Genomic DNA, 23,414 nt, shown 5'->3' with positions numbered 1-23,414 from the left:
CGGGTAGCCACGCCGCTCTATAATGATAGGGCTTGTGCATAGCGAACCACCCGGAATGAAATCATCAAAATTTGTATAGAAACGCTGTATAGGCGTAAATTGAATTATCCGGATAAGCGCCTCGTTCGAAGCCTTCACCTTTAAGTAAGTATGCGCCGCCCCACTCCAGCCTTAGCGAAGGCGTAGTTTGGATACGCAAGCGTGCTTCAACCTGATGGCCGATAAAATCGTCTACCCCTTGCGGTGCTCGCTGGTACCAAAACGATTTATACCCCAGCATCAGATTTTGCTTACCATTAAATTTACTTACACTTCTGGCACCCAGCGCGGTGAGATTTCTTCGGGGTAATGCCTGGTAGACATCGGTGGGCCCAAAATCAAAACGTCTGACTCCATATAAGCCGTCAAAGTCGTGAATGGTATTGTCCGATCTGTCATTGTCGCCACTGATCAGATCAAGCTCCCCTTTCAACACGGTATTGGCGGTAATTGCACGTCCCAAACTTGCGTGTACAAGCCAGCCTCGATGATCTAAATCGGTAGTATCAGCGGGACTGGATGACTGCCGCGATGTGCCGGTCTGGCCTATCACTTCGATATTAGCCAGCCATACCTCTGCCAGTGTCTCGGTGAACTCGACTCCTAACGTGTAGAGGTCCCGGTTTTTTGTGGCTAACTCTGGACTGTCTTGCTCTTTTAGCCAGTAGCTGTGTAAATTCCATTGTTTATCGTCACTATGAGCAAATAAGCCAAAGAAGCGCCGGTCGTTGAAACTCTTATCAAATGCTCGGGCATTATCCGCCACTAGTTGTTTATCTGAGGGTAATCGACTAACCGGTAACAAATAAAATGCCCGCACCTGCCAGTTCTGCCAATGTCCGTCAGTGTATACACCGTCAAAGTTATTAATTGCGTTTCTAAAGACTCCTTTTGACATCAGCCTGCGGCTACCGTGATCCAGTGCAACCCTCCCTACTGTAAGGTTATCAATGTATTCAATCTGGTCAGGTGAATAGCGCAAGAAGAATTGAAGCGGTTCTAATGTATTGACTTGCGAGGCGGTTAAAGTGGGATCGTTATTGTCCAGCCAGGCGCGAGAATCCTGAACTTCAACTACCGCATCAACAGCATCCCAGTGCATCTCACCTTTAACCAGAACACGGGAGGAAAGCCGCTGGTTATGTTGAGTCCGCATTCCTTCTTCAACAGGAAATATAGGATTATTAAGCGCTTCAAGGCGCAATCGCCATGAACCACTAACATCGAAGGTTGGCTCTGCGGCCTGACCGTAAACGGACACGCTGCATAACGCCACCACTCCCCAGCTTGCTAATTTACTTCCTACCCACTTTTTACGCATGTTTACTTCTCACTTCATACCTTAAATATCAATGTGAACTGCTATATTTTTGGCAACATCGGAAAGTAGTGTAGAGCAAACAAATTATTGTGCAGTTGAACTTTCGTTTATAAGGAGAACTGAATTGCATATTAAAATTAGTAGAAAGTTGAATTGTTGAGCGAATAAAGTGCGGCTAATGTTTCTCGTGTAAAGCAGATTGTTAAATTGGTCATACAGAAAGCGACTATCCTTAGCAAAAACTGTCAATCCCGATAGCTTGCTCACTCTAAATCAAGGCGTAAATATCATGAAGTTCGATAATTTATCCATTCGGCAGAAGTTTGCCGTGCCACTGGCATTTATTTCACTTTTGGTATTAGTGGTGAGTGCCATAAGCATATCCAACAGTCGATTTCTAAGTGTAAATACCGCAACAATTTCCAATGTTTTTAGCGAAGCGCAGAACCTGTCGCTTAATGCTGACCGTGACTTGTATCAGGCTCAGGGCGCGCTGCAGAATCTGATGATTGCAACAAGCCTCAATACAGGCCAGGCTGACAAGTATATTAATGTGTATAGCGAGAATGCTCAGCAAGCCAGGGACCGGATGAATACCGTTCGGTCAATGATGAGTGACTATCCAAGTTTACAAGAAAGTATCAGCCAGTTCGCTGACGATTTCACCGCCTGGAAAGCTGTGACGGATAATATCATCACTCTCATTACCCAGGGCAACCTTGGTGAAGCATCTGTTCTTTTTAATAACGAAGGTCAACGCACTTTTGATACGCTGCGTAACAATTACGATCGTGCTGGCGAATCCATCCAAACACTCTCGGTCAATCTTACCCAAGAAAGCCTGGCATCCAGCGACCAACAAATGTGGTACCTCATCATTGCTGTTGTATTAACAATTTTAGCCTGTATCGGGAGCATTATATTTGGCCCCAGATTAGTGACCTATCGTCTTAATAAACTTACCTCAATGATCGAAGAAATCAGCGAGGGGGAAGGAGATTTACGCCAACGGCTGGATACCTCAGGTAAAGATGAGCTAACCGTTTTGGCTACCGCATTTAATGCGTTAATGGACAATCTTCATACACTTATTTCAGCGATTAAAAATGATGCTAATGCCCTGACTCTCTCTGTTAGTGAACTGGCTGAGTCGGCAGTATCTTCTGAACAGACAACAGCCCAACAGAATACTAACTTGGAACAAATTTCTACCGCAGTCAGCGAGCTGAGTCATGCGGTAAAAGAGGTTGCAGAAAACTCGCAAAATGCATTACAGGATACACAAAATGCTACCCGGGAAACTGCCTCTTCGCGCACCGCTGTGGATAACTCAGCCCAAAGTATTTCTCAGATGTCCTCAACCATTTCTCATGCCAGCGAGGTCATTCAAAAACTTGCTGTTGAATCAAAAAATATCACTTCGTTACTGAATGTTATTCGTGAGATCGCTGAACAGACCAATCTGCTGGCGTTAAATGCAGCTATCGAAGCTGCACGAGCGGGCGATCAGGGACGTGGTTTTGCAGTGGTTGCGGATGAGGTTCGTTCGCTGGCTAGCCGTACTCAGCAATCTACGGAAGATATCAATCAAATGGTAGTTAAACTTGAAAGGGGTGTCAGTGAAGCGGTAGAAGCAATAGAAAGTGGCGCCAGTCAAATGGATGAGGTGGTGCAAGTCTCTGCCAGTGTGTCAGAATCCCTCCAACTGGTGACTGTGTCTGTAGAAAATGCTAACGATCGCATCTATCAGATTGCTTCAGCTACCGAGCAGCAAAGTGAAGTCGTCAGCGAAGTGAACACTAATATTACCTCGCTCAATACATTAAGCCATCAAGCCTTAGACGCAGTTAAGCTTGCAGCCGGTGTCAGCCAAAAGATAAATCGAGTCTCGCACGGTATTGGGGAAAATGTGGGACGATTTACGATTTGAACAAGAGTGTAAGCGTATCCTTTTTTCAACTGCAAAAGTGAAGTTGGTCAACATGGACAATCGTCGGGAGATAATTAGCAGTAGTGATTTATGTCGATTCTGGCAGTTTTACAGAGCGCCTGGAATCAACGCCAGAACTCATATGAGGCCAGAGCTAGCATAGCTCTGGCCTCACTCTGCGTATGTATACCTATACATAATTTGCTAATTCTTTTAGATGAAAATCGTTAAAGTCTGTTAATCGACTGATTTTTAGGTGAGATAAATTATATTTTTTATTTGTAAACTCTGACCAGTGTGGAACTGCGACAGTCTTAATATTCGCCTTTTGGGCAGAGATAATTCCGGATAACGAATCTTCGAATGCAATGCACTTTGAAGGATTAACCTTTAATTTTTTTGCTGTTGTTAAATAAACGGCTGGATGCGGCTTTCCTTGAACTTCGTGCTCCGAAGACGATGTACAATAAAAATACTTAGATATACCAAGTTTATTTAGAACGACCGGAATTAATCTGGCAGGAGCATTTGTCGCCAAGCCTATTCTCAGACCCTTTCTATGAAAAAAATCTAGAACTTGCTTTACGCCATCCAGTGACTCACCCTTCTCAGTGATAAGTGTTGCTACACGGTCAATAACTTCATTTTCTACGTTTTCTAGACTTTTACCGGCCCACGGAAAATGGTTATACCAAAATTCTGTTACTTCTCGCGTCGTCATAGAGGCTGTTTTAGCAGAAAGTTTCTCACATACTTTGACACCGACAGATGAAAAAACCTCTTCTTCGGATTCTTTCCACAGAGGCTCTGAATCAATGAGAGTTCCGTCCATATCAAAAATTACTGCTTGTATCATATAGACTCCATTAAAAATATAATATTCACCCGATGAGTCGTTGTCATCCTTTCTATTTGAATAACAAATTTCATTAAAAAAACAATTGGCAAGATGCTATACGCCAAAGGCATGTTGCAACTGAAATCATTACAGAAAGGGCCTGATAAGGATTCTTTCAAAAGCGGACAAGGGTTCTTATAAATTCTTTGACTAGCTTCATGCATTATTCCCTCGAAACGCTAATAGTGTATTATACCCGCCGTGCAAAATCAGCTTCCTTGTAAGGCGAAAAATTCAATGTTCGCTCCACATGAAAAGTTTCCGTCATCCCGGCAAAGGCCGGAATCTCTCAATCATGCTGACTAATCAAAAACCGTCCTTTTCTTATCCAGTTCAAGAAACTAAATTGTTACTGAACACATGAAAGGGACTTTAAGATGAAAACACCGAGCGTTTATATTCTAACCAATCATCACAATACAACTTTACTAAACTCATTTATTTCGAACGATTTGAAGATATGGAAAATGCGATAGTCAGCGAAAAACGCCTGAAACGTTGGAATCGGCAATGGAAGAATAAAATAATATCAGAGGTCAATCCTGACTGGCGCGACCTATATGCAAAGCTCTTTTAATCGCAGTAATATCGAGCTCCACGAGAAATGGTTGTAGATCCCGGCCTTTCACCGGGATGACGGTAGCAATTAACGCAGCTGCGTCTGCGGCGCCGAGCCGGTTACCGTAGAGTGCCTATTCGACATCCATCATGTGTCGAAAGGCGACACCGGCCTTGGTCCGGTTCATCATGTTTAATTTTCGCAAAATCGCTGAAACATGTTGCTTTACGGTAGACTCTGAAATAGTGAGTTCATAGGCGATTTGTTTATTTAACATCCCCCGGGAAAGCAATTTCAATACCTTGAACTGATGGGGCGTAAGTAACGCAATACGGTCAGCCAGTTGCTGATTATTTATATCTTCCGTACTGACTACCGGCATACTCATATCTGCTGGCAGCCATTGCTCTCCATCTAAAATTTGGGTTACCGCTGCGGAAATTGTCTCAAGCGAAGAGGATTTGGGGATATATCCGCATGCGCCTAAATCGATAGCTTTATGAATAAGTACCGGGTCATCGTGGGCAGATACAATTACGATAAGAACATTAGGGAAACGCGAACGAATTTCACTTAGTCCGGTAAGCCCCTCATTGCCCGGCATTTTTACATCTAAAAAGACAAGATCCACATTTTCATCCTCTGCCAGTAAAGAGAGGGTTTCTTCCACAGAAGCTGCCTGCAATGGAGAGGGCCCGACTATTCCGGCCAGTGCCTGACACATAGCGGCGCGGAACAACGGATGATCATCGGCAATTAATACATGAGATGACATGCGAGACTTGTGTTACTACCTTGTTAGAAAACAATAACACCGATGTTAATGCAAACTAAGGCTGAGGGGAAGAAGCTTTGCCAATTAAACGGCTGACGGAAAGGAAATATAGCCCCTGCAACAAGCATGTCGCAGGGGCTCATCTATAAGCTATTGGTTAGAAACGATAGCCTACTGTTAAATGTACGGTCCGCGGATCACCGTAGTAGCTGATCAGCGTTGTATCGTTGCCAAGCCCCGGTGCCAGACTGCCATCCTCATTACGTTCCACAAAGTCATAACCGCCAACAATATACTCTTCATCAGTCAGGTTTTTGAAGTGAAGACCGCCGTACCAGTCGCCCTCAACACTCTCCCAACTCAGGCTTGCGTTGAGCATGCCGTAAGCATCCTGCTGAATAAGATCGCTGGTCTCAAAAACCAGATACTCATCGCGGTGATAATAGTTCGTGTTGAAAGTAAAGAAGCCGTACTCCGTGTCCATCGAGTAAGTAGCCGCCAGATTCAGTGTATTTTCCGGTGTACTGGCTAAACCAATCAATGGAGGAATTGCGTTGTTTTCTTTTATTTCAAAATCGATATACCCGTACGTAACATCAAACGAAAGATTATCAGTGGCTACATAGGTCGCCTCGATTTCGATACCTTTTGCTGCAGTTTCCGCTGCATTGCGCAAACGCTGCTGAAGCGCTGTAGGATCATTGGCGTTGCCTTCAATACCGATATACTGACGGTCCTGGTGATCGTAACTAAACAGGGTCGTATTTAAACGGAAGCTGTCAGTCAGATCACTCTTCATTCCCACTTCGAATGAATCCACAATTTCAGGGTCGACACCCGGCTCGTTGGTGGTAGCTCGTGGGTTAAATGTTCCGGATTTAAATCCCTGGGCATAACTGGCAAAGAACATCACATCCTGGGAATAGTAGTACTCCACACCTAAACGCGGGGTAAACCGTGACCAGCTTTGGGATGCAGGCGCATCTAAGATACCGTCGTTGTCAGTATCGGTCCCCAAAACCTGGGGAATCGGCACTTCGTCCGGGCGCACAAAACCATCTATCCAGCCGGTTTCAGGGTATAGATTGTAAAGCACAGTACCATTATTGACAGTAGCCTGTTTTTCTTCATCAGTATATCGGGCGCCTACTGATACCGATAATTTATCCGAAATGTCATAGTTTACCTGCGCATAACCCGCCCAGCTTTCACTGTTATTACACCCTGATACTTCACGAGTGAACCCAGGGGTTCCTTCAGGAAATACGCCGGCAGCGGCAAAGTCGCGGCCCAGCACACCAAGGATAGCATCAAAAACCCCGCATGACTCGCCGTCGTAATAGTACAAACCACTAACCAGCGTCATCCCGTCCCCGCTATAATTAAATTGCAGTTCGTGGGTGTCATTCTCATCTTCGTAAATCGCCGGAACATCAAAGATATCCAGTTGCGTATTGTCAAAGTCGATATTGGTAGGCGAGTAACTTTCACGGTGTGAACCGATATATTTAACCTGCATAGACGGATTAATATCGTATCGGGCCATCCAGCTGTAGCCGTCTAACTCAACCTTGTTCCAGGTTGGCAAGCTGGAGTAAGAGTCATACACAGAATCCGGTTGCGGCGCTTCTGTGCGCAAGCTTGGTAGCAGCCGATACCCCCCTTTAGCGTTGGAGGTATCTTCCGTTTTGTCCCAGCCAAAGCGGAAAAATAAATCATCAGTTGCATGGACTTCCAGTGACAAGCGGGCCGCCCACAAATCTTTGTTATAGTTTTCGTTGTCCTGGTCAGGCTGCGCCAATATCAGATATTCACCAAATCCATCACGATTAAGGTTTGCATAACCAAACCCAAGATAAACCTTGTCATCAATCAGTGGGTACTGACCGGTTATTTTAACATCACGCTGGCTGTAACTGCCGACGGTGCCTTCAATATTCAGTTGAGGGTCTCCCGTCATTTCTTTGGTTACATATTTTACCGCACCACCAATTGTATTTTTTCCATACAGCGTTCCCTGCGGACCACGCAGTACCTCAATACGCTGCACATCTAATAGATCCAGAACGGCACCCTGCGGTCGAGCAATATAGACATCATCGATATAGATGCCGACACCCGGCTCATAGCCCCACAATGGATCCTGCTGACCCAGCCCTCGAATAAAGGCGGTTAAGGTCGAATTAGTACCACGACTGGTCTGCAACGTGGTGTTGGGCGAAAATTGCTGTACTTCGGTCAGTACACTGATACCTTTTTCGGTAAGCTCCGCAGCACCCAGTGATGTGATTGCCACAGGTACCTCCTGCAGCGTTTCCACGGTTTTTCGAGCAGTCACTTCTATTCTTTCAAGCTTGCCTCTTTGTTCTTGTTCTTCGGCATTATTATCCTGAGCAAGTGTAGCCGGCGCGTAGGTAAAAGCCGTAGCTACAGCAGCCGCGCACAGTGTACGGCTGAAACCAAGCGATTTTGTATGGGTGTGTTTCATAACAGGTCCCTATTATTGTAACAATCTTTTAGAATTCGCTTTCTTAAAGGATGCGGTCGAAAATTAATGTAGAGGTTTTTTTGACACAGGTAACTAGTACCTTAGTACGTAGTACCATCGTACTATGTCAAATCGCGAAAGCTATGGTCAGAATAATTGGGTTCCTTTGAGGCTCTGCGGTCACAGAACAAATACAAGGAAACGCATTATGTTGAGTATGACTGGTCTGCTGCTGGGCCTGGTATTGCTAATAGTTTTAACCATCAGGGGGATGAATTTATTCATTGCTGCCCCGCTGTGTGCACTCATCGTTGCATTTACCAATAACATTCCTCTGTTTGCCGGTGAACAAAACTTTGTCACGTTATACATGAATGGGTTTTCCGGGTTTATCGCCGCCTGGTTTTTCATGTTTTTGCTGGGCGCTATTTTCGGTAAATTTATGGAAGATACCGGCGCAGCAGACTCATTGGCGCGCTGGATTGTAGATAAACTCGGCTTCAAACAAGCCGTCCTAGCAGTAGTGATGGCCTGCGCAATTTTAACCTATGGCGGCGTAAGCCTTTTTGTCGTGGCGTTTTCTGTCTACCCCATGGCTCTTAGTCTGTTTAAAGATGCCAACCTGCCTCGCCGCTTTATCCCGGCGACACTGGCCTTTGGCTCGGTAACCTTTACGATGACCTCCGCAGGTTCACCGGAGATTCAGAATTGGATCCCCATTAAATATCTGGGAACCTCACCATTTGCTGCCTGGGAAGTCAGTTTGGTAGTGGCGGTATTCATGGCATGTTTTGGCTATTGGTGGCTCAAGCGTATGATTGGTAAAGCCGTAGCTGACGGTGAAGTATTTGATGCCAGAGAGCACGATCCGGATATTCCTGAACGGGATTATCCAAATCCTATAACAGGGCTGATTCCGCTGCTGGTGGTATTACTGCTCTCCTTCTTTTTACATGATGCTATTGCCCAGTATGCACTTATTGTCGCTCTGGCCGGCGGCGTGCTGGCCTTGATGATTGTTAATTACCGCCACTTTCAGGATATGCCCAAGGCGATTAATACAGGCACCACAGGCGCGCTGGTTGCTATCGGTAATACCGCAGCCGTAGTCGGTTTTGGCAGCATTGCAAAAAATACCGACGCGTTTATGTCAACCGTTGATTTAATGACGCAAATTCCTGGCAACGAGCTGCTAGGCGCCGCCATTGCAGTGAGTGTGATTGCAGGTCTTACCGGGTCAGCATCCGGTGGCCAGGCCATTGTCCTGCCGCTGGTTGCCCCGCATTATCTTGACCAGGGTGTTGAACCTGAAGAACTGCATCGTATCGTTTCTATTTCTTCAGGTGCACTCGACTCGCTGCCTCACAACGGCTATGTTGTCACAACCATCAGAGCTATCTGTCGTGAAACCCATCAGGCAGCCTACGGACCGGTGGCTGCCTTGACTGTGGTCACCCCGCTTATCGGTTTAGGAATGGCTATTACGCTCTTTACACTGTTTTAAAAAAAGGAATTACAGATGATGAGATTTGCAGTCAATCTGCCGGCGCTGTTTACCATTGTGATTTTGGTAAGTGTTTGGCCTGCTCAAGCATTGCCGCTGGTCGAAAAAAAGGTCTTTACAGCAACAGATTTTCCGCTCTTTTCAGGGCAGACTTTACCCGAGGTAAAAGTGGGCTGGGAAAGCTACGGCGAGCTTAATGAAAGTAAGGATAATGTTGTTCTTATCACCCATTATTTCTCTGGTTCTTCTCATGCTGCCGGAAAATATAGTGCAGACGACACTCAGCCTGGCTACTGGGACGCCATCATTGGCCCTGGCAAGCCGATTGATACCGAACAATATTTTGTTATCAGTGTGGATTCTCTGGCCAATTTGTCTGCGTATGATGAGCATGTTGTCACTACCGGGCCGGCTAGTATAAATCCGGCAACCGGTAAGCCCTATGGGCTTGATTTTCCAGTGGTGACTATCCGGGATTTTGTCAACGTGCAAAAAGCGGTATTGGAGACGCTGGGGATCGGCAAACTGCATGCAGTTATTGGTCCGTCGATGGGTTCTATGCAGGCACTTGACTGGGCCAGTGCATATCCTGAATGGGTACCGCGTGTGGCAGCAATTATCGGAACCGGTGAAAGTGATGCCTGGACCACTGCGGCGCTGGAACACTGGGCGCGCCCCATCAAGCTGGATCCAAAATGGTCTGATGGTAATTATAGCCAACAGGCACCGCCCACTGAAGGTTTGGTAGCCTCCCTGATGTTGATTACACAGCAAGCGCTGCATCCGCAATATTTTAATCAACAGGGGGAGCAATTAGATTATCAGGCCCTTGAATCTGCACCTTTAAACGATATCCGTCAATCGCACTCTATCGTGACCTGGCTGGAAGACCGCGCCCGCAGTCGCGCTGACAAAATGGATGCTAATCATTTGCTGTATCTAGTTCGCGCATGCCAGTTATTCGTTGCCGGCCATCAGAAAAGCCTGCAGGCAGGATTGAGCAAAATTCAGGCAAAAAGTTTGTTTTTGCCTGCTACCAGTGATCTGCTGTTAATGCCGTATCTCTCTGCCCATACTCACGAGCAGTTACAACAAGCAGGTAAAATCAGTCATTATCAGGAACTTACAGGCTCGCTCGGTCACCTTGAAGGTGTGTTAGATATACAGGAACAGGGTGAACGGCTCAAAGCCTTTTTAGCAGATAAATCAGCGAGGAACGAATGAAAGGATATACAATAACACTTGGGCTGGCCATGTTTTCTGCTGCACCTGCGGCAGCAACAATGAATCTCGACACCCGCAATGTCACTGTCTCTGGTTTATCTTCTGGCGGATACATGGCGAATCAGTTTCATATAGCCCATAGTGACTGGGTTAAAGGCGCGGCCATCATTAGTGCCGGCCCCTACTATTGTGCGCAAAATGATATTACGATTGCACTGGGTGCCTGTGTTGACAAATCCGAAACCGAAATCCCCCTAGATGTGTTCGCCTCAAAAGCTAAGAAATGGGCTGATGAGGGAAAAATAGCCGATTTGAATAATCTGAAAAATCACCGTGTCTGGCTTTTCCATGGCACAAAAGATGAACGGGTCGCGCAAAGTGTCACTGATACGCTGCACAAGCAGTATCAAAGCTGGCTCAATGCAGACACTATTGAATATGTTCGTGATAAGCCCTTCGGCCACTTATTCCCTACCCGTAATAGCGGTGTGACGTGCGACAGTTCGGCCTCCCCCTATATCGGCGACTGTGGTTATGATGCTGCTGGCAAAGCGTTATCGCATCTGCTGGAAAATGTAACAGCGCCTGATGATACCCTCACCGGCGAAGTCGTTACCTTTGACCAGGCTGGTATTGGCGGTAAAAATGCTGAAACTCTGGCAAAAACAGGCTACGCGTACGTGCCTAAAAGCTGTAAAGAAGGCAACGACTGCCAGGTTCACGTGTCATTTCACGGCTGTGATCAGTATGCCAATGAAGTCGGTAAGGCTTATGTAGACAACGCAGGGTTCAACCGTTGGGCTGACGATAACAATCTGGTGGTTATCTACCCACAAACAAAAAAGTCGCTATTTATGCCACTTAACCCACAGGGCTGTTGGGACTGGTGGGGTTATACCGGCGCTGACTATGCCACGCGTGACGGCGCACAGATTAAAGCAGTTAAAGCATTCATCGATTCATTTGCCCGGCAATAGGACGGTTACTTATGACGCAAGCAAAAAATATTTTCATCACCGGTGGCGCCAGCGGTATAGGGTTTGGTATTGCGCAAAGCCTGGCTGGCGATGGCCATCATGTTATTTTAGCAGATATTGACGAGCAGGCGGCTGAAAAGGCGGCCCACGTATTGTCGGATAAAGGACTTAGCGCGAGCGCTGTTGGCATTGACGTAACCGACACACAGGCAGTGTCAGCTCTGCCAGATAAACTCAGTAAGACGCCGGTGGATATACTTATCAATAATGCTGGCATACAGCATGTGTCGAACCTGGAGGCGTTTCCGGCTGATAAATGGCAGCAGTTGATTAATATCATGCTGGTAGGGCCTGCGCTACTTACCCAGGCTTTTTTACCGCACATGCGAGCACAAAACTTTGGCCGAATAATTAATGTTGGCTCGATCCATTCGCTGGTCGCCTCACCTTACAAGTCTGCCTACGTATCAGCCAAACATGGTTTACTGGGTCTGGCTAAAACCGTCGCACTGGAAGTTGGTACAGCGGATATTACAATCAATACACTATGCCCTGCCTATGTCAAAACACCCTTAGTAGAGAAACAAATTGCTGATCAGGCGAAGGAAAATGGGATCAGCGAAGAGGAGGTGATCAATGAAATCATGCTCAAGCCGATGCCTAAAAAAGCGTTTATCAGCATTGAGGAATTAGCCGGAACAGCGCGGTTTCTCATGAGTGATTCGGCCCGCAATATTACCGCCCAGACCATGGTCTTAGACGGCGGCTGGACCGCACGCTAACACTTTCATTTGCCTTCTTTTTTGTGCTAATGTCCGAAGCATTCCTGCTGCCAAGGACATTTGCACACTATGCCCTACAAAACGGTCGGCCTGATTGGCAAACCCGGTCACACAGAAACACGCACCAGCCTTAAACACTTAATTACCTATCTGCATTCTCGTGGATGCGCTGTGATTTTAGAAGAACATATTCAGCAGGAACTGGAGGAGCCGGATCTTGAGTCACAAAATTTAGTGGCTATCGGCAAAAATGCTGATCTTGCTGTGGTCGTCGGTGGAGATGGCAGTATGCTGGGTGCTGCCCGCGTACTCTCTCGCTTTGACATAGATGTGGTTGGTGTTAACAGAGGCAATCTGGGCTTTCTGACCGATATTCACCCTGATGATATTACCGCACAGCTTGATCTTATCTTTGCTGGCCATGCCATTGTGGAACAGCGATTTTTATTAGAGGTCGGCGTGTACCGCTATGAAAAGCTCAAAAGCAGCAACACTGCCGTCAATGAGGTTGTACTTCATCACGGTAAGGTAGCCCACATGATGGAGTTTGAAATTTATATTGATGAGCAGTTTGTCTTCAGCCAGCGCTCAGATGGCTTGATTGTCGCCACACCGACTGGATCTACAGCCTATTCGTTGTCGGCAGGCGGTCCTATTCTGATGCCACGGCTGGACGCTTTGACAATGGTCCCAATGTTTCCCCACACACTGAGTAGCCGCCCCATTGTAGTGGATGCAAACAGCATTATTTCCATGCGCGTATCCCGAGCCAATACTGACAGTCTGCAGGTAAGCTGCGACAGCCATATCGTCCTGCCCGTCCTTCCCGGCGATGAAATCCGCGTTCAAAAAAGTAAAGATAAGCTCTCTCTGGTTCATCCCAAAGGCTATAATTATTTCAATGTCTTAAGGAACAAACTGAGCTGGGGATCTAAACTGTACTGATCGCAGGCTAACAACCGTTCTAAAATTCATCGGTAGTCGTGTTAAAATGCAATCTTTACCAGTAATAAACAACGTAAGATTGGCTCGTTAAACGAGCCGTATCGCTAGTAAATAGAGAGGAAGTAAGCTTGTCTGTAAATACCAGGGAATGCGGCCAGTATCTTGAGGCGCATAAAGAGCAGATTTTTTCGCAATGGGAAGCGCTCGCCAACAAAACACTGAGCGCAGCCAATAACGCGCCGGATTTAATTGTACGCAACTACCTGCCTTATTTTGTGGCCAATCTGGTAGAAGAGTTACAGACTTTTGATGCAAAGCCTGGCGATGATATAACCAAAATAGACGCCATTGATTTTGACGCAAAATACAGTAATGAGCATGGACGGTCCCGTGCAACCGTTTCAAAGTATACCGTGGCGCAGGTGATCCAGGAATATTCGATGCTCAGACAAGTTTTACGTAATATGCTTTATGCTGAGAAGATACTTTGTCTGACCACGGCCGAGATCATTGACCGCTTTATAGAGACCAGTTGTGCCGAAGCTGCGCAGCAGTTTTCTAACTCACTGGATGAGGTTCAGGAAAAGCTCATAAGTGTGATCGCTCACGATCTGCGTAACCCTATCTCTGTTGCAAGAAGCTATGTTGAAATTGGTGAACTGGGACTTTCTCCGGCTGAAAAAGTGTTTGGATCTATAAAGCGTAGTCTTGAAAGGTCCTTAAGTTTAATTAGCGAACTGTTAGATACCACACAACTTGAAGCAGGACGAGGCATGACCTTCCGCTTCGAAAAGAAAGACATGGTAACCGAGCTAAAAGTCGCCACCAACGAAGCGCAAGAGGTTTATGACAACCCTGTTCACTTTTCAACCAAGTTAGATTCAGCGCCGGTTGTGTGTGACCACATGTCCATCTTAAGGGTAGTAGAAAATCTTATTTCCAATGGCGTTAAATATGGCAGCGTCGAAACGCCTATTTCACTAACATTAAAACAAAATGAGAATGAAATTGAGATAAGCGTTCACAATGAAGGTTCTTACATTGAACCTGATGAACAGAACTCCATGTTTGATTTTTTAACCCGCCATACGGGAGGACGCGATCAACAACGAGAAGGCTGGGGTCTGGGACTATATCTGGTGAGACTGGTAGCAAAAGCACATAAAGGCAGAGCCTGGATTGAAAGTGATCAGGCGACCGGCACTACATTCTGTATCGCGATAAAAAATGAAGCCCATCCACCGGGTTCTGCATTTTCTGAGTATATGTAGGTTTTGTAGCGTTCAACTGCCATATGAGACTTACCACTCCTCATACCAAAGTGTCACTATTTTTTACAGTGATAGTAAAAAAGAACCATTAACCTTAAGTATCTTATTGTTGTTGAAAGCTTTTTTAATTTTGGCACGAAGCTGGCTTTACCTTATTCGCATAATATGAAGAACGGCACGTAAGCGGTTCTTACACCAATTCGATGTTAATGAGGGAAAATTATGAAAAAGGTGATTGCTGCAGTATTAAGTAGTGTCGTTTTATTATCAGGTGTAGCCAATGCAAGCCTGATTAAAAATGGTAGCTTTGAAGAAAACACCGTCAATGCCGGAGGGTGGAGCAGCTTTAGCGCAAATCAAGTTAACGGTTGGTCAGGCGACACGATAGAAATCTGGAATAACTTGAATGGATTTGCTGCTTTTGACGGCTCACAGCATATCGAACTTAATTCAGACAACACTGGCTTTCAGACAATTTTTCAGAATTTTGCTTCTGAAGCAGGCCAAACCTACTCACTTGAGTTTGCATATGCTGCAAGAGAAAACCTGAATGAGTCTTTCAAGGTTGAAGTGTTAGATGCGGCTACAAATAATATGCTTTTCTCGCAAAATATTGAATACACCAGCGTTCGGCAATGGGATACCTTCAGTACGATTTTTGCGGCTACATCTGATTTTTCACAGGTTCGATTCACCTCTTTAAACAGAGGCTCTAAAGGCAACCTTATTGATGCTGTCAGTGTTGCCGTGCCTGAACCTGGTTCAATTGGCCTGATTGCCCTTGGCTTGCTGGCTTTGTCGGGCAGACGCAAATTTAAAGCATAGTTACAGCAGCTATCTGTCACCATTATACAAAAGCCAGGCTAAGTCTGGCTTTTTAGTACCTGTACATGTTTGCTACGAAGATGCCGCTGAGCTCTCGCTTGCCGATGGTTATTGTGGGGACTGGGAACGATGGTTTACTCCGCCACTGGCAAACTCGCCTTACCACCACTCTCTTGGTTGCGGCTTAGTTACCTTTTAAGGCGGAGAAAGCGGAGTTTTCGCGAGTGATAGTCCAGCCGTTAAGCCGTTGAGCGTTTCACGTCAGTTTAGCTTTTGACGTCGCTTTGAAGACTATCTCATTGACAATGTCGATGTTGTTGTCACTGAAGTCAGGCTAGTTGGCTTGGTTACTCATGGCGCATTGACGCTCTGTTGGGCGGACGCAAGATCAAAGCATTCATATCAAGGTTACCTGTCCGTCAGTATACAAAAGCCAGGCTATGCCTGGCTTTTTAGTATCTTTATATGCTTACTGTGAAGATGTCGCTGAACTGTGGCTTGCCGATGATTTTGGTCTGGAATTAGATCTGCGGTTTGCTCCGCTACCGGCCGGCTTGCCTGACCGGGCCTGACCACCAAAATTTTTGGTTTTCTTAGGCTTATTTGCTTTTTTAGGTGGAGAAAGCCGTGTTTCGGCAAGTGATAGTTCAGGCGAGAACCCTTTAAGCGTTTCACGGGGGATTAGCTTTTGAATCAGCGTTTCAATATCTTTTAACTGCTGCAGCTCATCAGCACTGACTAACGACCAGGCCTGACCCACTGCCCCTGCCCTGCCGGTACGCCCAATCCGATGCACATAGTCCGCCGCAGTATTAGGCAAGTCAACATTAACCACAATAGGCAGCTGACTGATATCTATGCCTCTGGCTGCTATGTCTGTAGCAACCAGAACATTAATCTTTGCGGATTTGAAGTCTGCCAACGCTTTGGTTCGCGCTCCCTGGCTTTTATTACCATGAATAGCAGCACTGGCAATGCCGGCGGCATCTAGTTTTTTAGCCAGTCTGTTTGCACCATGCTTAGTGCGCGTAAACGCCAACACCTGATGCCACTGATTTTCTTTGACCATAGTGATCAGCGCGGCCATTTTGCGATTTCGGTCTAATGCCACTAGTCGCTGGTCAATTTTATCAACCGTTGTATTGGCAGGTGTGGTGGAAATCTTCTCAGGATTATTCGTCATTGTTTCCGCCAGTGCGGTAACGGTATCGGAGAAAGTCGCAGAGAACAGTAGTGTCTGACGTTTAACCGGCAACAATTTAATGATGCGTTTAATATCGTGAATAAAGCCCATGTCCAGCATGCGGTCAGCTTCATCCAGCACCAGCGTTTCCAACTGATCAAACTTCACCGCATTTTGCTGGTGAAGATCCAGCAGACGACCCGGGGTCGCTATCAGAATATCCACACCCTTGCGCAGTCGTTTCATCTGAGGATTGATACCTACCCCACCAAAGACTACAGCAGTATTCACGGAGGTAAACTCGCTGAGTTCTCGGATGCTCTGTTCCACCTGCGCAGCCAACTCACGGGTTGGCGTCAGAATTAACGCGCGAACGTGATTACCTTTCGGTGCTTTACCCTGCGATAATCTTTCTAATATAGGTAAGGCGAAACCTGCCGTTTTGCCGGTTCCGGTCTGGGCTGCAGCCAAGACATCCTGGCCAGCCAAAACAGCGGGAATCGCTTTTGCCTGGATAGGTGAAGGCGTTTCATAGCCTTGCTTTTCAATCGCCTGCATTAAATTTGTAGACAGACCCAACTGGGAAAATGACATTAAAACCTCAAAAATAAAAAAGAAAAGTGTGCAACATGCACTGGAGCAATTAGTGTCCTAATTGCAGAAAAAGGGTGCCTGCGCACCCTTTTTTTCACTATTAAAGCGCTTCTACATCCGCAGCCTGAGGGCCTTTGTTGCCTTCTTCAATAGTAAACTGAACCTGCTGGCCTTCGGCCAACGTTTTAAAGCCATCAGATTTGATCGCTCTAAAGTGAACAAAGACGTCTTTGCCACCATCTTCTTGTGAAATAAAACCGAAACCCTTAGCTTCGTCAAACCATTTAACTGTGCCAGTTGCAGACATAAGATGACTCCTAGAATAAAATATGTGGCTGAATGTATTCAGCGCGTCGTTTAATGAAGGGCTATTACTTTGTAACAGGCTTAAATCGGAAAGTGTCTGGTTTAAAATCGCACGAGGGGGACTAACAGAGGACTAACGGTTGAAGCATCGATCAAACTTAAATAGAACCTTCAAAAGGCGGCGTGATAGTAACAGTCATTTTAGACTTAGGCCAGCGATAAATTCGATTATTCTTTAATCGAAACCATACAAATAAGAAGTTTATCCCGGCAGGCCTGTACTCTGTCTCAGTTTGGCAAGGTAGCCTGGAATCATCAACTTTCGGTAGGTGACTAACAAAAAAAGCAATCTTCTCTTAGGGCAGATAACATAAGCTGATATACCCAAACATCATCAAACGGTGCAGTTAAATGAAAATGCCCTATTGAATGTTATATCGACAGGCTCATCAATAGAGGGACGTTACACAGTCTCAAACTGTGTAACTATCAGGACAGGATATTAACTGTTTACTCGCATAAATAATAACGGGTAACCAGTAGAAAACATTATTGATCTAAAGGCGTATCAAAATCTTCTGACAACTCAAAATCACCTTCTGCAGTAACAAGCTCATCATTATTAAATGTCAGAATCAATTGCTTTTGAAAATCTTCACCACGTTTGCGCATGCCGCGCTTCATGTCATAAACATAATACCAGGTATCATCGTTAAATGAGTCTTCTACAACCGGATTTCCAAGCACATAGATAATCTGATCTTTTGACATTCCCTTGCGCAATTCTTTTACATCACGTTCATCTAAAAAATTACCCTGCGGAACATCAATGCGGTAAATCCAGTTAGAGCATGCCACTGAGGAGAATGCCAAAACAGATAGTAGTAAATATTGATACAACTTCATTCGAGAATTAGGTCCAGTCGCTTTTATTGTTTTGATTGTGCAGAGCGCCATCGAAAAAACCCTGCATCACGTCTAAATAGTGCGGAGCATGCTACCCCACCCCACTATGACCAATCAACCGCTTATTAGTTCGATCCTGAATTTTTCAATAACTCTCTCGCATTAGCAAGGGCTGTTTCTGTAACTTTATCACCTGCCAGTAGTCTGGCCAGCTCATCCACACGCTCTTGCTCAGCCAAAGCAAGCATCATGGTCTGGGTACTTTCACCATCGGTCAGCTTCGTGACGAAAAGCTGATTATGAGCCTGTGCCGCCACCTGCGGTAAATGCGTGACACACATTACCTGACTATGACTACCGAGCTTTCTTAGCAAAGCACCGACTATCGATGCGGTCGGTCCGCTGATGCCTGCGTCAACCTCATCAAAAATCATAGTCGGGATGGCATTTTTGCCACTTGCCAACACTTGTATCGCCAAACCGATACGTGATAGTTCCCCGCCGGATACAACTTTATCCAACCGGTCCGGATCCTGCCCCGGATTCGTGGAAACAAGCATTCTTACATCGTCCAGCCCTTGCGCCGCAGGAGTCTTATCAGAATTAAAGTCTACGTCAACAACGACACAGGCATGCTTCATATTCATTCGCTGAATCTGAGATTCAATATTTTCTGCAAATGACCTGGCAGCCTGCTGGCGAGAATCCGAAAGTAGCGTCGCCGCTTTCAAATAATCCGCTTTGGCCTCTTGCACTTCAGCTTCCAGCGTCTCCAGCTGGGTGTCCTCGTCCTCTAACTGTTTAAACTCCATAGCCAGCTGTTGGTGAAACTCATACAATGATTCAGGCTCTATGTTATGTTTTCTGGCCAGTTCCATACATTTGCTGTAGCGACTTTCCACCTGTTGCAGGCGCAACGGATCAATTTCCAGCGCGTCACAATAGCTACGCAATTCAGACGCGGCTTCTTCAACCTGTATCGAGGCATCATTGAGCATTGTGATAATCGGACTCAGACTTGCATCATGCTCCTGCAGTTGCACCAGTCGCTCAAGACTATTCTGAATAACCGATAACGCATTTCCCTCATCGTTTTCGTACAGATTATAAAAGCTGGTTTGCGCCTGTTCGAGTAATGCCTGACCATTGCTCAAACGCTTATGTTCAGTCTCTAATTCTTCAAATTCTTTATCCGCCAGCGCAAAGTCATCTAACTCTTCAACCTGATACACCAATAATTGACGCCTATCAGCCCGGGTTTGCGCCTGTTGCTGCAGTTCGCTGAGTCTTTTCTGCTTCTCTCGCCAATGATCAAAGGTTGTAATTACCGTATTCTGTAGCTCTTTGTGATTGGCAAAATTATCGAGATGATTGCGTTGTACATCGTCTTTTAACAGTTGCAGGTGCGTATTTTGCCCATGGATAGCTAACAGGCTCTGGCCAAACACCTTTAACTGCTGTAATGACACAGGGGAACCATTGACAAAGGCCTTTGAGCGCCCTTCTTTAGATATAACCCGTCTGATAAAACAGGTTTCACCATCATCCTCAGACTCAAGCTCATGTTCTTTTAACCATGCCAGTGCGTTCGCGTTATCACAAACAGTGAAGTGCGCTACGATTTCCGCCTTAGTGGCTTCTTTGCGCACCGAGCCTGCATCAGCACGCTCCCCAAGACATAGACTCAAGGCATCAATCGCGATGGATTTACCCGCCCCCGTTTCACCGGTTATCGCAGTTAACCCCTGGTCAAAGTTCACGGTTAAATCACGGACAACTGCAAAGTTCTTGATCGATAATTGTATAAGCATAAAGACTCTATAAACATACAGTACTTGTTTATTTATACAGTGCTTTTTCAGCTATTACAAGTCCGCAGAAAATGGTTTTATCAGTCAGACTGGATTTTGCCTACGAACGCTCTTTTGATAAGGTCTGCGAACGTTCACTGATCCCCGCTTTTCTGCCGTCAGAGTCTGTTACAAAGATGATGGGGAAATATGCTGTTGTATCTTTTTTCGCGACCAACGTAATCGATTTGCTATGTGTATCACTATTAACAGGTGACAAATAAACTTAATACACAGAGGTAAGTATGAAAACAATTGGTTACGCGGCCAAGTCATCTGATGCGCACATGGTGCCATACCATTTCGAACGCAGAAACTTGCGTGACAACGATGTTTCTATCGAGATTTTGTACAGTGGTGTTTGCCACTCTGATCTGCATACCGTTAACGGTGATTGGGGTGACCAGCCTTATCCACTTGTACCCGGTCATGAAATCATCGGTAAAGTTATTGAGGTGGGCCAGCAGGTTCAAAATTATCAGGTCGGTGATCATGTTGCCGTAGGGTGCATGGTAGACAGTTGCCAAACCTGTGACCAGTGTGAAAATCATGAAGAACAGTTTTGCCGTAATGGTATGACACCTACCTATGGTGCGCCCGATCGTGTCACCGGTGAAATCACCCAGGGTGGCTATTCTAAACATATTGTGGCCCGCGAAGAGTTTGTCATGCGTGTACCACAGTCACTGGACCTGGCGAAAACCGCGCCTATTTTATGTGCAGGTATCACTACCTATACACCGCTTAAAAAGTTTGGCGTCAAGCAGGGAAGCCGGGTCGGCGTTATCGGTCTCGGTGGACTGGGTCACATGGCGGTTAAACTGGCTGTGGCTATGGGAGCTGACGTTACGGTACTTAGCCGCTCAGATGCCAAAGAGCAGGAAGCAAAGAATCTGGGGGCCAGTGGTATTCTTGTTTCCACGGATAAAGAGGCTATGGAGTCTTCTGCTAACGCCTTTGACGTTATTATCGATACTGTACCGGTCAAACATGATTTGAATCCATACACGCCGCTTCTTGATATCGACGGTACGTTAGTGATAGTCGGCCAGATTGGTCCTATGGAAGAGCCTATGACAGCGCCGCTTGTACTGGGCAGACGTCGGGTGGCTGGCTCACTTATCGGTGGTATAAAAGAGACACAGGAAGTGCTGGACTTTTGTGCTGAGCACAATATTCACCCTGAATGTAAAATGATACGTGCCGACGAAGTTAACGATGCCTTTGCCCACTTAGAAAAAGGCGACATCGCCCACCGTTTTGTTATCGACATGGCGACGTTGAGTGTGGAAGACTAAGGCCATAAAAATATAGCCAACGTTTAGTGGTAAGATTGCCGAGCAATCAATAAAGCCCTGCAGATGTTTATCTGCAGGGCTTTTTCATTACTGAAGCGCGGAACCACGGCCAGCATCTTTGAGATACTTTTGCCATGTTTTTTCATCCTCTCGCACCACGTCCTTGTTAATAGTATAACCCACCAGTTCGGCCAAATTTTTATTCATATGATTACGTAGTTTGCCCAAGAATCCAGGCTCGGCGATGATATCAATGTGGTAAATCTTTTCAGTACAACGCTTGTTTTCCAGCCAGTCAGTAACTGTACCTGCAAAACGTTTGGCTTCAATCTCTGAGGCATCTTTGCGACTCATACTGTCCACGCCCTGTACAGCATCACTGGGAGCGGATATCGCACCTGGGCGATCGGTGACTAAATCTGAATCAGTATCACGACCATCATCATTCATCAGTACCACCACCGGCTCCAGATCTGACGCGCCGTCTTTCTCGATAAAAATCTTTGCTTCGGTTTGATTTGCGACTACAAGATACGATTTACCAATCATGTCTTCTCCTCGTTTCAGGGTTCATCTGTTTATAAGCAAGCCAAAGGTAAATAGTTTGAATAAGATAGCAAAAACATACTGAAAAGATGCGCCAACTGGCCAGGTCTGCCCCGCACACCCGACCAGTAAAGCAATTTGCACCATACCGCTCCCCGTTCAGGTTCTTATCTTTTATTCTGAAAAAACAGTAAGCGAAGATGTCTTATCATTGAGCGCCTGAAAATGGAGTATGCACCTGCGGACAGCCACGGTATTTGTCTGAATGACATAAAAGGAATTGCGAGAGAAAACAGATTAAATTTGCGCATCTTCATAATGTTTTGTGGTAGCGTAGCGCGAATATTGTCTTCTATCGCGAACGTTATGCAGTTTGAAAGCCGTCACGGTTACATCCAAAATACGCGTCTGATTACCTCATTAAGTGAATTTGTCGATGCGGTTTTACCTATCGCAAACCAACTGGGCTGCGATCCCAGAGCGTTATGGTTTCGCGGCGTTGAAAGCTCAATGTTCAGGCTGACCCCCGCCATCATGCGTTCTATAAACTGGCGTGAAAATATATCGGTGGAACGTGAGACACAAATCTTTGACGATTTTGTTCGCCGGGTTAAGCAGTCTGTACCCTCTCAACCGTGTGGTAATCGTGCTTTTTGCTGGTATGCAATGGCCGATAGATTTGGTATTCCGACCCGCCTACTGCACTGGACTACCAGCCCGTTGATTGCCTTATACTTTTCACTGTGGAAGGACGAAGTCACAACGCCCACAGTGTGGGTACTAAACCCCCATGCCCTGAATGGCGTGACACTTTCTACTCAGGAAATTTTCAAGATGGATAGCGAAGTGTTAACGGAAGCACAACAGTGTATACACGATGACTATACGTTTGGCAGTGAGCGGTTACCGGATTTTCCTATCGCGATTTCTAACTGCTATAACGATGAGGTCATCAACGCTCACCGGACCCGATACACCGTGTCAGGCAAGCGCAAATTCGGTCTGGAAGATGTCGCTAAAGATACAAGTACGCCGATTCTGATGAAGATACGCTTTGGCCGCAGCGAAGAATTTATACACCAGTTAAAGTCGCAACTATTCCAGCTGGGCGCCGGCCCCCAGGACATTACGCCAGGCATTGAGGGGATAAGCCGCGCCATTAATTTTGAATACGGGTTATGATGGCCGTCTCA

General features: G+C 46.0%; 19 protein-coding genes. 10 read left to right on the top strand and 9 right to left on the bottom strand.

Annotated elements, in window-relative coordinates; translation table 11 throughout:
• Positions 1-64 precede the first annotated feature (64 nt).
• The gene (locus F458_RS0113155; protein ID WP_018983895.1) at positions 65-1,360 is read right to left on the bottom strand and encodes an alginate export family protein; all 1,296 of its coding nucleotides are present in this window, start codon (positions 1,358-1,360) and stop codon (positions 65-67) included.
• Positions 1,361-1,649: 289 nt separating this feature from the next.
• On the opposite strand from F458_RS0113155, the gene F458_RS0113150 reads away from it, so the two are divergent.
• Positions 1,650-3,290: a methyl-accepting chemotaxis protein gene (locus F458_RS0113150; RefSeq protein WP_018983894.1), complete on the top strand. Its 1,641-nt coding sequence runs from the start codon at positions 1,650-1,652 to the stop codon at positions 3,288-3,290.
• Positions 3,291-3,480: 190 nt separating this feature from the next.
• Here the strand turns inward: F458_RS0113150 and hxpB are convergent, their stop codons facing one another.
• The 3 genes from hxpB to F458_RS0113135 all read right to left on the bottom strand — a co-directional run bounded on the left by hxpB (position 3,481) and on the right by F458_RS0113135 (position 8,010).
• A complete protein-coding gene (hxpB, locus tag F458_RS0113145) occupies positions 3,481-4,146 on the bottom strand; it encodes a hexitol phosphatase HxpB (RefSeq protein WP_018983893.1) in 666 nt (221 codons plus the stop codon).
• Positions 4,147-4,880: 734 nt separating this feature from the next.
• Positions 4,881-5,522, bottom strand: coding sequence for a response regulator (locus tag F458_RS0113140; protein WP_018983892.1), 642 nt, complete (start codon positions 5,520-5,522; stop codon positions 4,881-4,883).
• Between the two features lie 157 nt (positions 5,523-5,679).
• A complete protein-coding gene (locus tag F458_RS0113135) occupies positions 5,680-8,010 on the bottom strand; it encodes a TonB-dependent receptor (protein WP_018983891.1) in 2,331 nt (776 codons plus the stop codon).
• A gap of 208 nt (positions 8,011-8,218) precedes the next feature.
• Here F458_RS0113135 and F458_RS0113130 point away from each other — a divergent pair, with 208 nt between their 5' ends.
• From F458_RS0113130 to F458_RS0113100, 7 genes are all read left to right on the top strand, one after another.
• Positions 8,219-9,514 (top strand): GntP family permease, encoded by a 1,296-nt coding sequence (locus F458_RS0113130; RefSeq protein ID WP_018983890.1) that lies wholly within the window; start codon positions 8,219-8,221, stop codon positions 9,512-9,514.
• Between the two features lie 18 nt (positions 9,515-9,532).
• Positions 9,533-10,738 (top strand): E22 family MetX-like putative esterase, encoded by a 1,206-nt coding sequence (locus F458_RS0113125; protein WP_156824250.1) that lies wholly within the window; start codon positions 9,533-9,535, stop codon positions 10,736-10,738.
• A complete protein-coding gene (locus tag F458_RS0113120) occupies positions 10,735-11,715 on the top strand; it encodes an extracellular catalytic domain type 2 short-chain-length polyhydroxyalkanoate depolymerase (protein ID WP_018983888.1) in 981 nt (326 codons plus the stop codon). Before F458_RS0113125 ends, F458_RS0113120 begins: the two co-directional genes overlap by 4 nt.
• Positions 11,716-11,726: 11 nt before the next feature.
• Entirely contained in the window at positions 11,727-12,497 is a 771-nt protein-coding gene (locus F458_RS0113115; RefSeq protein WP_018983887.1) for a 3-hydroxybutyrate dehydrogenase, read from the top strand.
• A gap of 69 nt (positions 12,498-12,566) precedes the next feature.
• Complete coding sequence (nadK, locus tag F458_RS0113110; RefSeq protein WP_018983886.1) at positions 12,567-13,442, top strand: NAD(+) kinase; 876 nt, start codon at positions 12,567-12,569, stop codon at positions 13,440-13,442.
• A gap of 128 nt (positions 13,443-13,570) precedes the next feature.
• Complete coding sequence (locus F458_RS0113105) at positions 13,571-14,713, top strand: sensor histidine kinase (RefSeq protein ID WP_018983885.1); 1,143 nt, start codon at positions 13,571-13,573, stop codon at positions 14,711-14,713.
• Positions 14,714-14,935: 222 nt separating this feature from the next.
• Entirely contained in the window at positions 14,936-15,538 is a 603-nt protein-coding gene (locus F458_RS0113100) for a DUF642 domain-containing protein (RefSeq protein ID WP_018983884.1), read from the top strand.
• A gap of 469 nt (positions 15,539-16,007) precedes the next feature.
• On the opposite strand, the gene F458_RS0113095 is transcribed toward F458_RS0113100, so the two are convergent.
• From F458_RS0113095 to recN, 4 genes are all read right to left on the bottom strand, one after another.
• A complete protein-coding gene (locus F458_RS0113095) occupies positions 16,008-17,315 on the bottom strand; it encodes a DEAD/DEAH box helicase (RefSeq protein WP_018983883.1) in 1,308 nt (435 codons plus the stop codon).
• A 100-nt stretch (positions 17,316-17,415) separates the two neighbouring features.
• On the bottom strand, positions 17,416-17,622 hold the full coding sequence (gene cspE / locus F458_RS0113090) for a transcription antiterminator/RNA stability regulator CspE (protein ID WP_018983882.1): 207 nt from the start codon (positions 17,620-17,622) through the stop codon (positions 17,416-17,418).
• Positions 17,623-18,170: 548 nt separating this feature from the next.
• Entirely contained in the window at positions 18,171-18,527 is a 357-nt protein-coding gene (locus F458_RS0113085; protein WP_026294681.1) for an outer membrane protein assembly factor BamE, read from the bottom strand.
• 125 nt (positions 18,528-18,652) lie between these two features.
• The gene (recN, locus tag F458_RS0113080) at positions 18,653-20,338 is read right to left on the bottom strand and encodes a DNA repair protein RecN (RefSeq protein ID WP_018983880.1); all 1,686 of its coding nucleotides are present in this window, start codon (positions 20,336-20,338) and stop codon (positions 18,653-18,655) included.
• A 284-nt stretch (positions 20,339-20,622) separates the two neighbouring features.
• On the opposite strand from recN, the gene F458_RS0113070 reads away from it, so the two are divergent.
• The gene (locus F458_RS0113070) at positions 20,623-21,675 is read left to right on the top strand and encodes an NAD(P)-dependent alcohol dehydrogenase (RefSeq protein ID WP_018983878.1); all 1,053 of its coding nucleotides are present in this window, start codon (positions 20,623-20,625) and stop codon (positions 21,673-21,675) included.
• A gap of 87 nt (positions 21,676-21,762) precedes the next feature.
• Here the strand turns inward: F458_RS0113070 and F458_RS0113065 are convergent, their stop codons facing one another.
• Entirely contained in the window at positions 21,763-22,224 is a 462-nt protein-coding gene (locus F458_RS0113065) for a host attachment protein (protein WP_018983877.1), read from the bottom strand.
• Positions 22,225-22,587: 363 nt separating this feature from the next.
• Between F458_RS0113065 and F458_RS0113055 the strand changes: the two genes are divergently transcribed.
• Positions 22,588-23,403 (top strand): FRG domain-containing protein, encoded by an 816-nt coding sequence (locus F458_RS0113055; RefSeq protein WP_169334842.1) that lies wholly within the window; start codon positions 22,588-22,590, stop codon positions 23,401-23,403.
• Positions 23,404-23,414 lie beyond the last annotated feature (11 nt).

The sequence above is a fragment of the Salinimonas chungwhensis DSM 16280 genome (genome assembly GCF_000378185.1).
Taxonomy (GTDB): domain Bacteria; phylum Pseudomonadota; class Gammaproteobacteria; order Enterobacterales; family Alteromonadaceae; genus Alteromonas; species Alteromonas chungwhensis.
The sequence above is the reverse complement of the archived record's forward strand: the minus strand, read 5'-3'. Positions and strand labels throughout refer to the sequence as shown.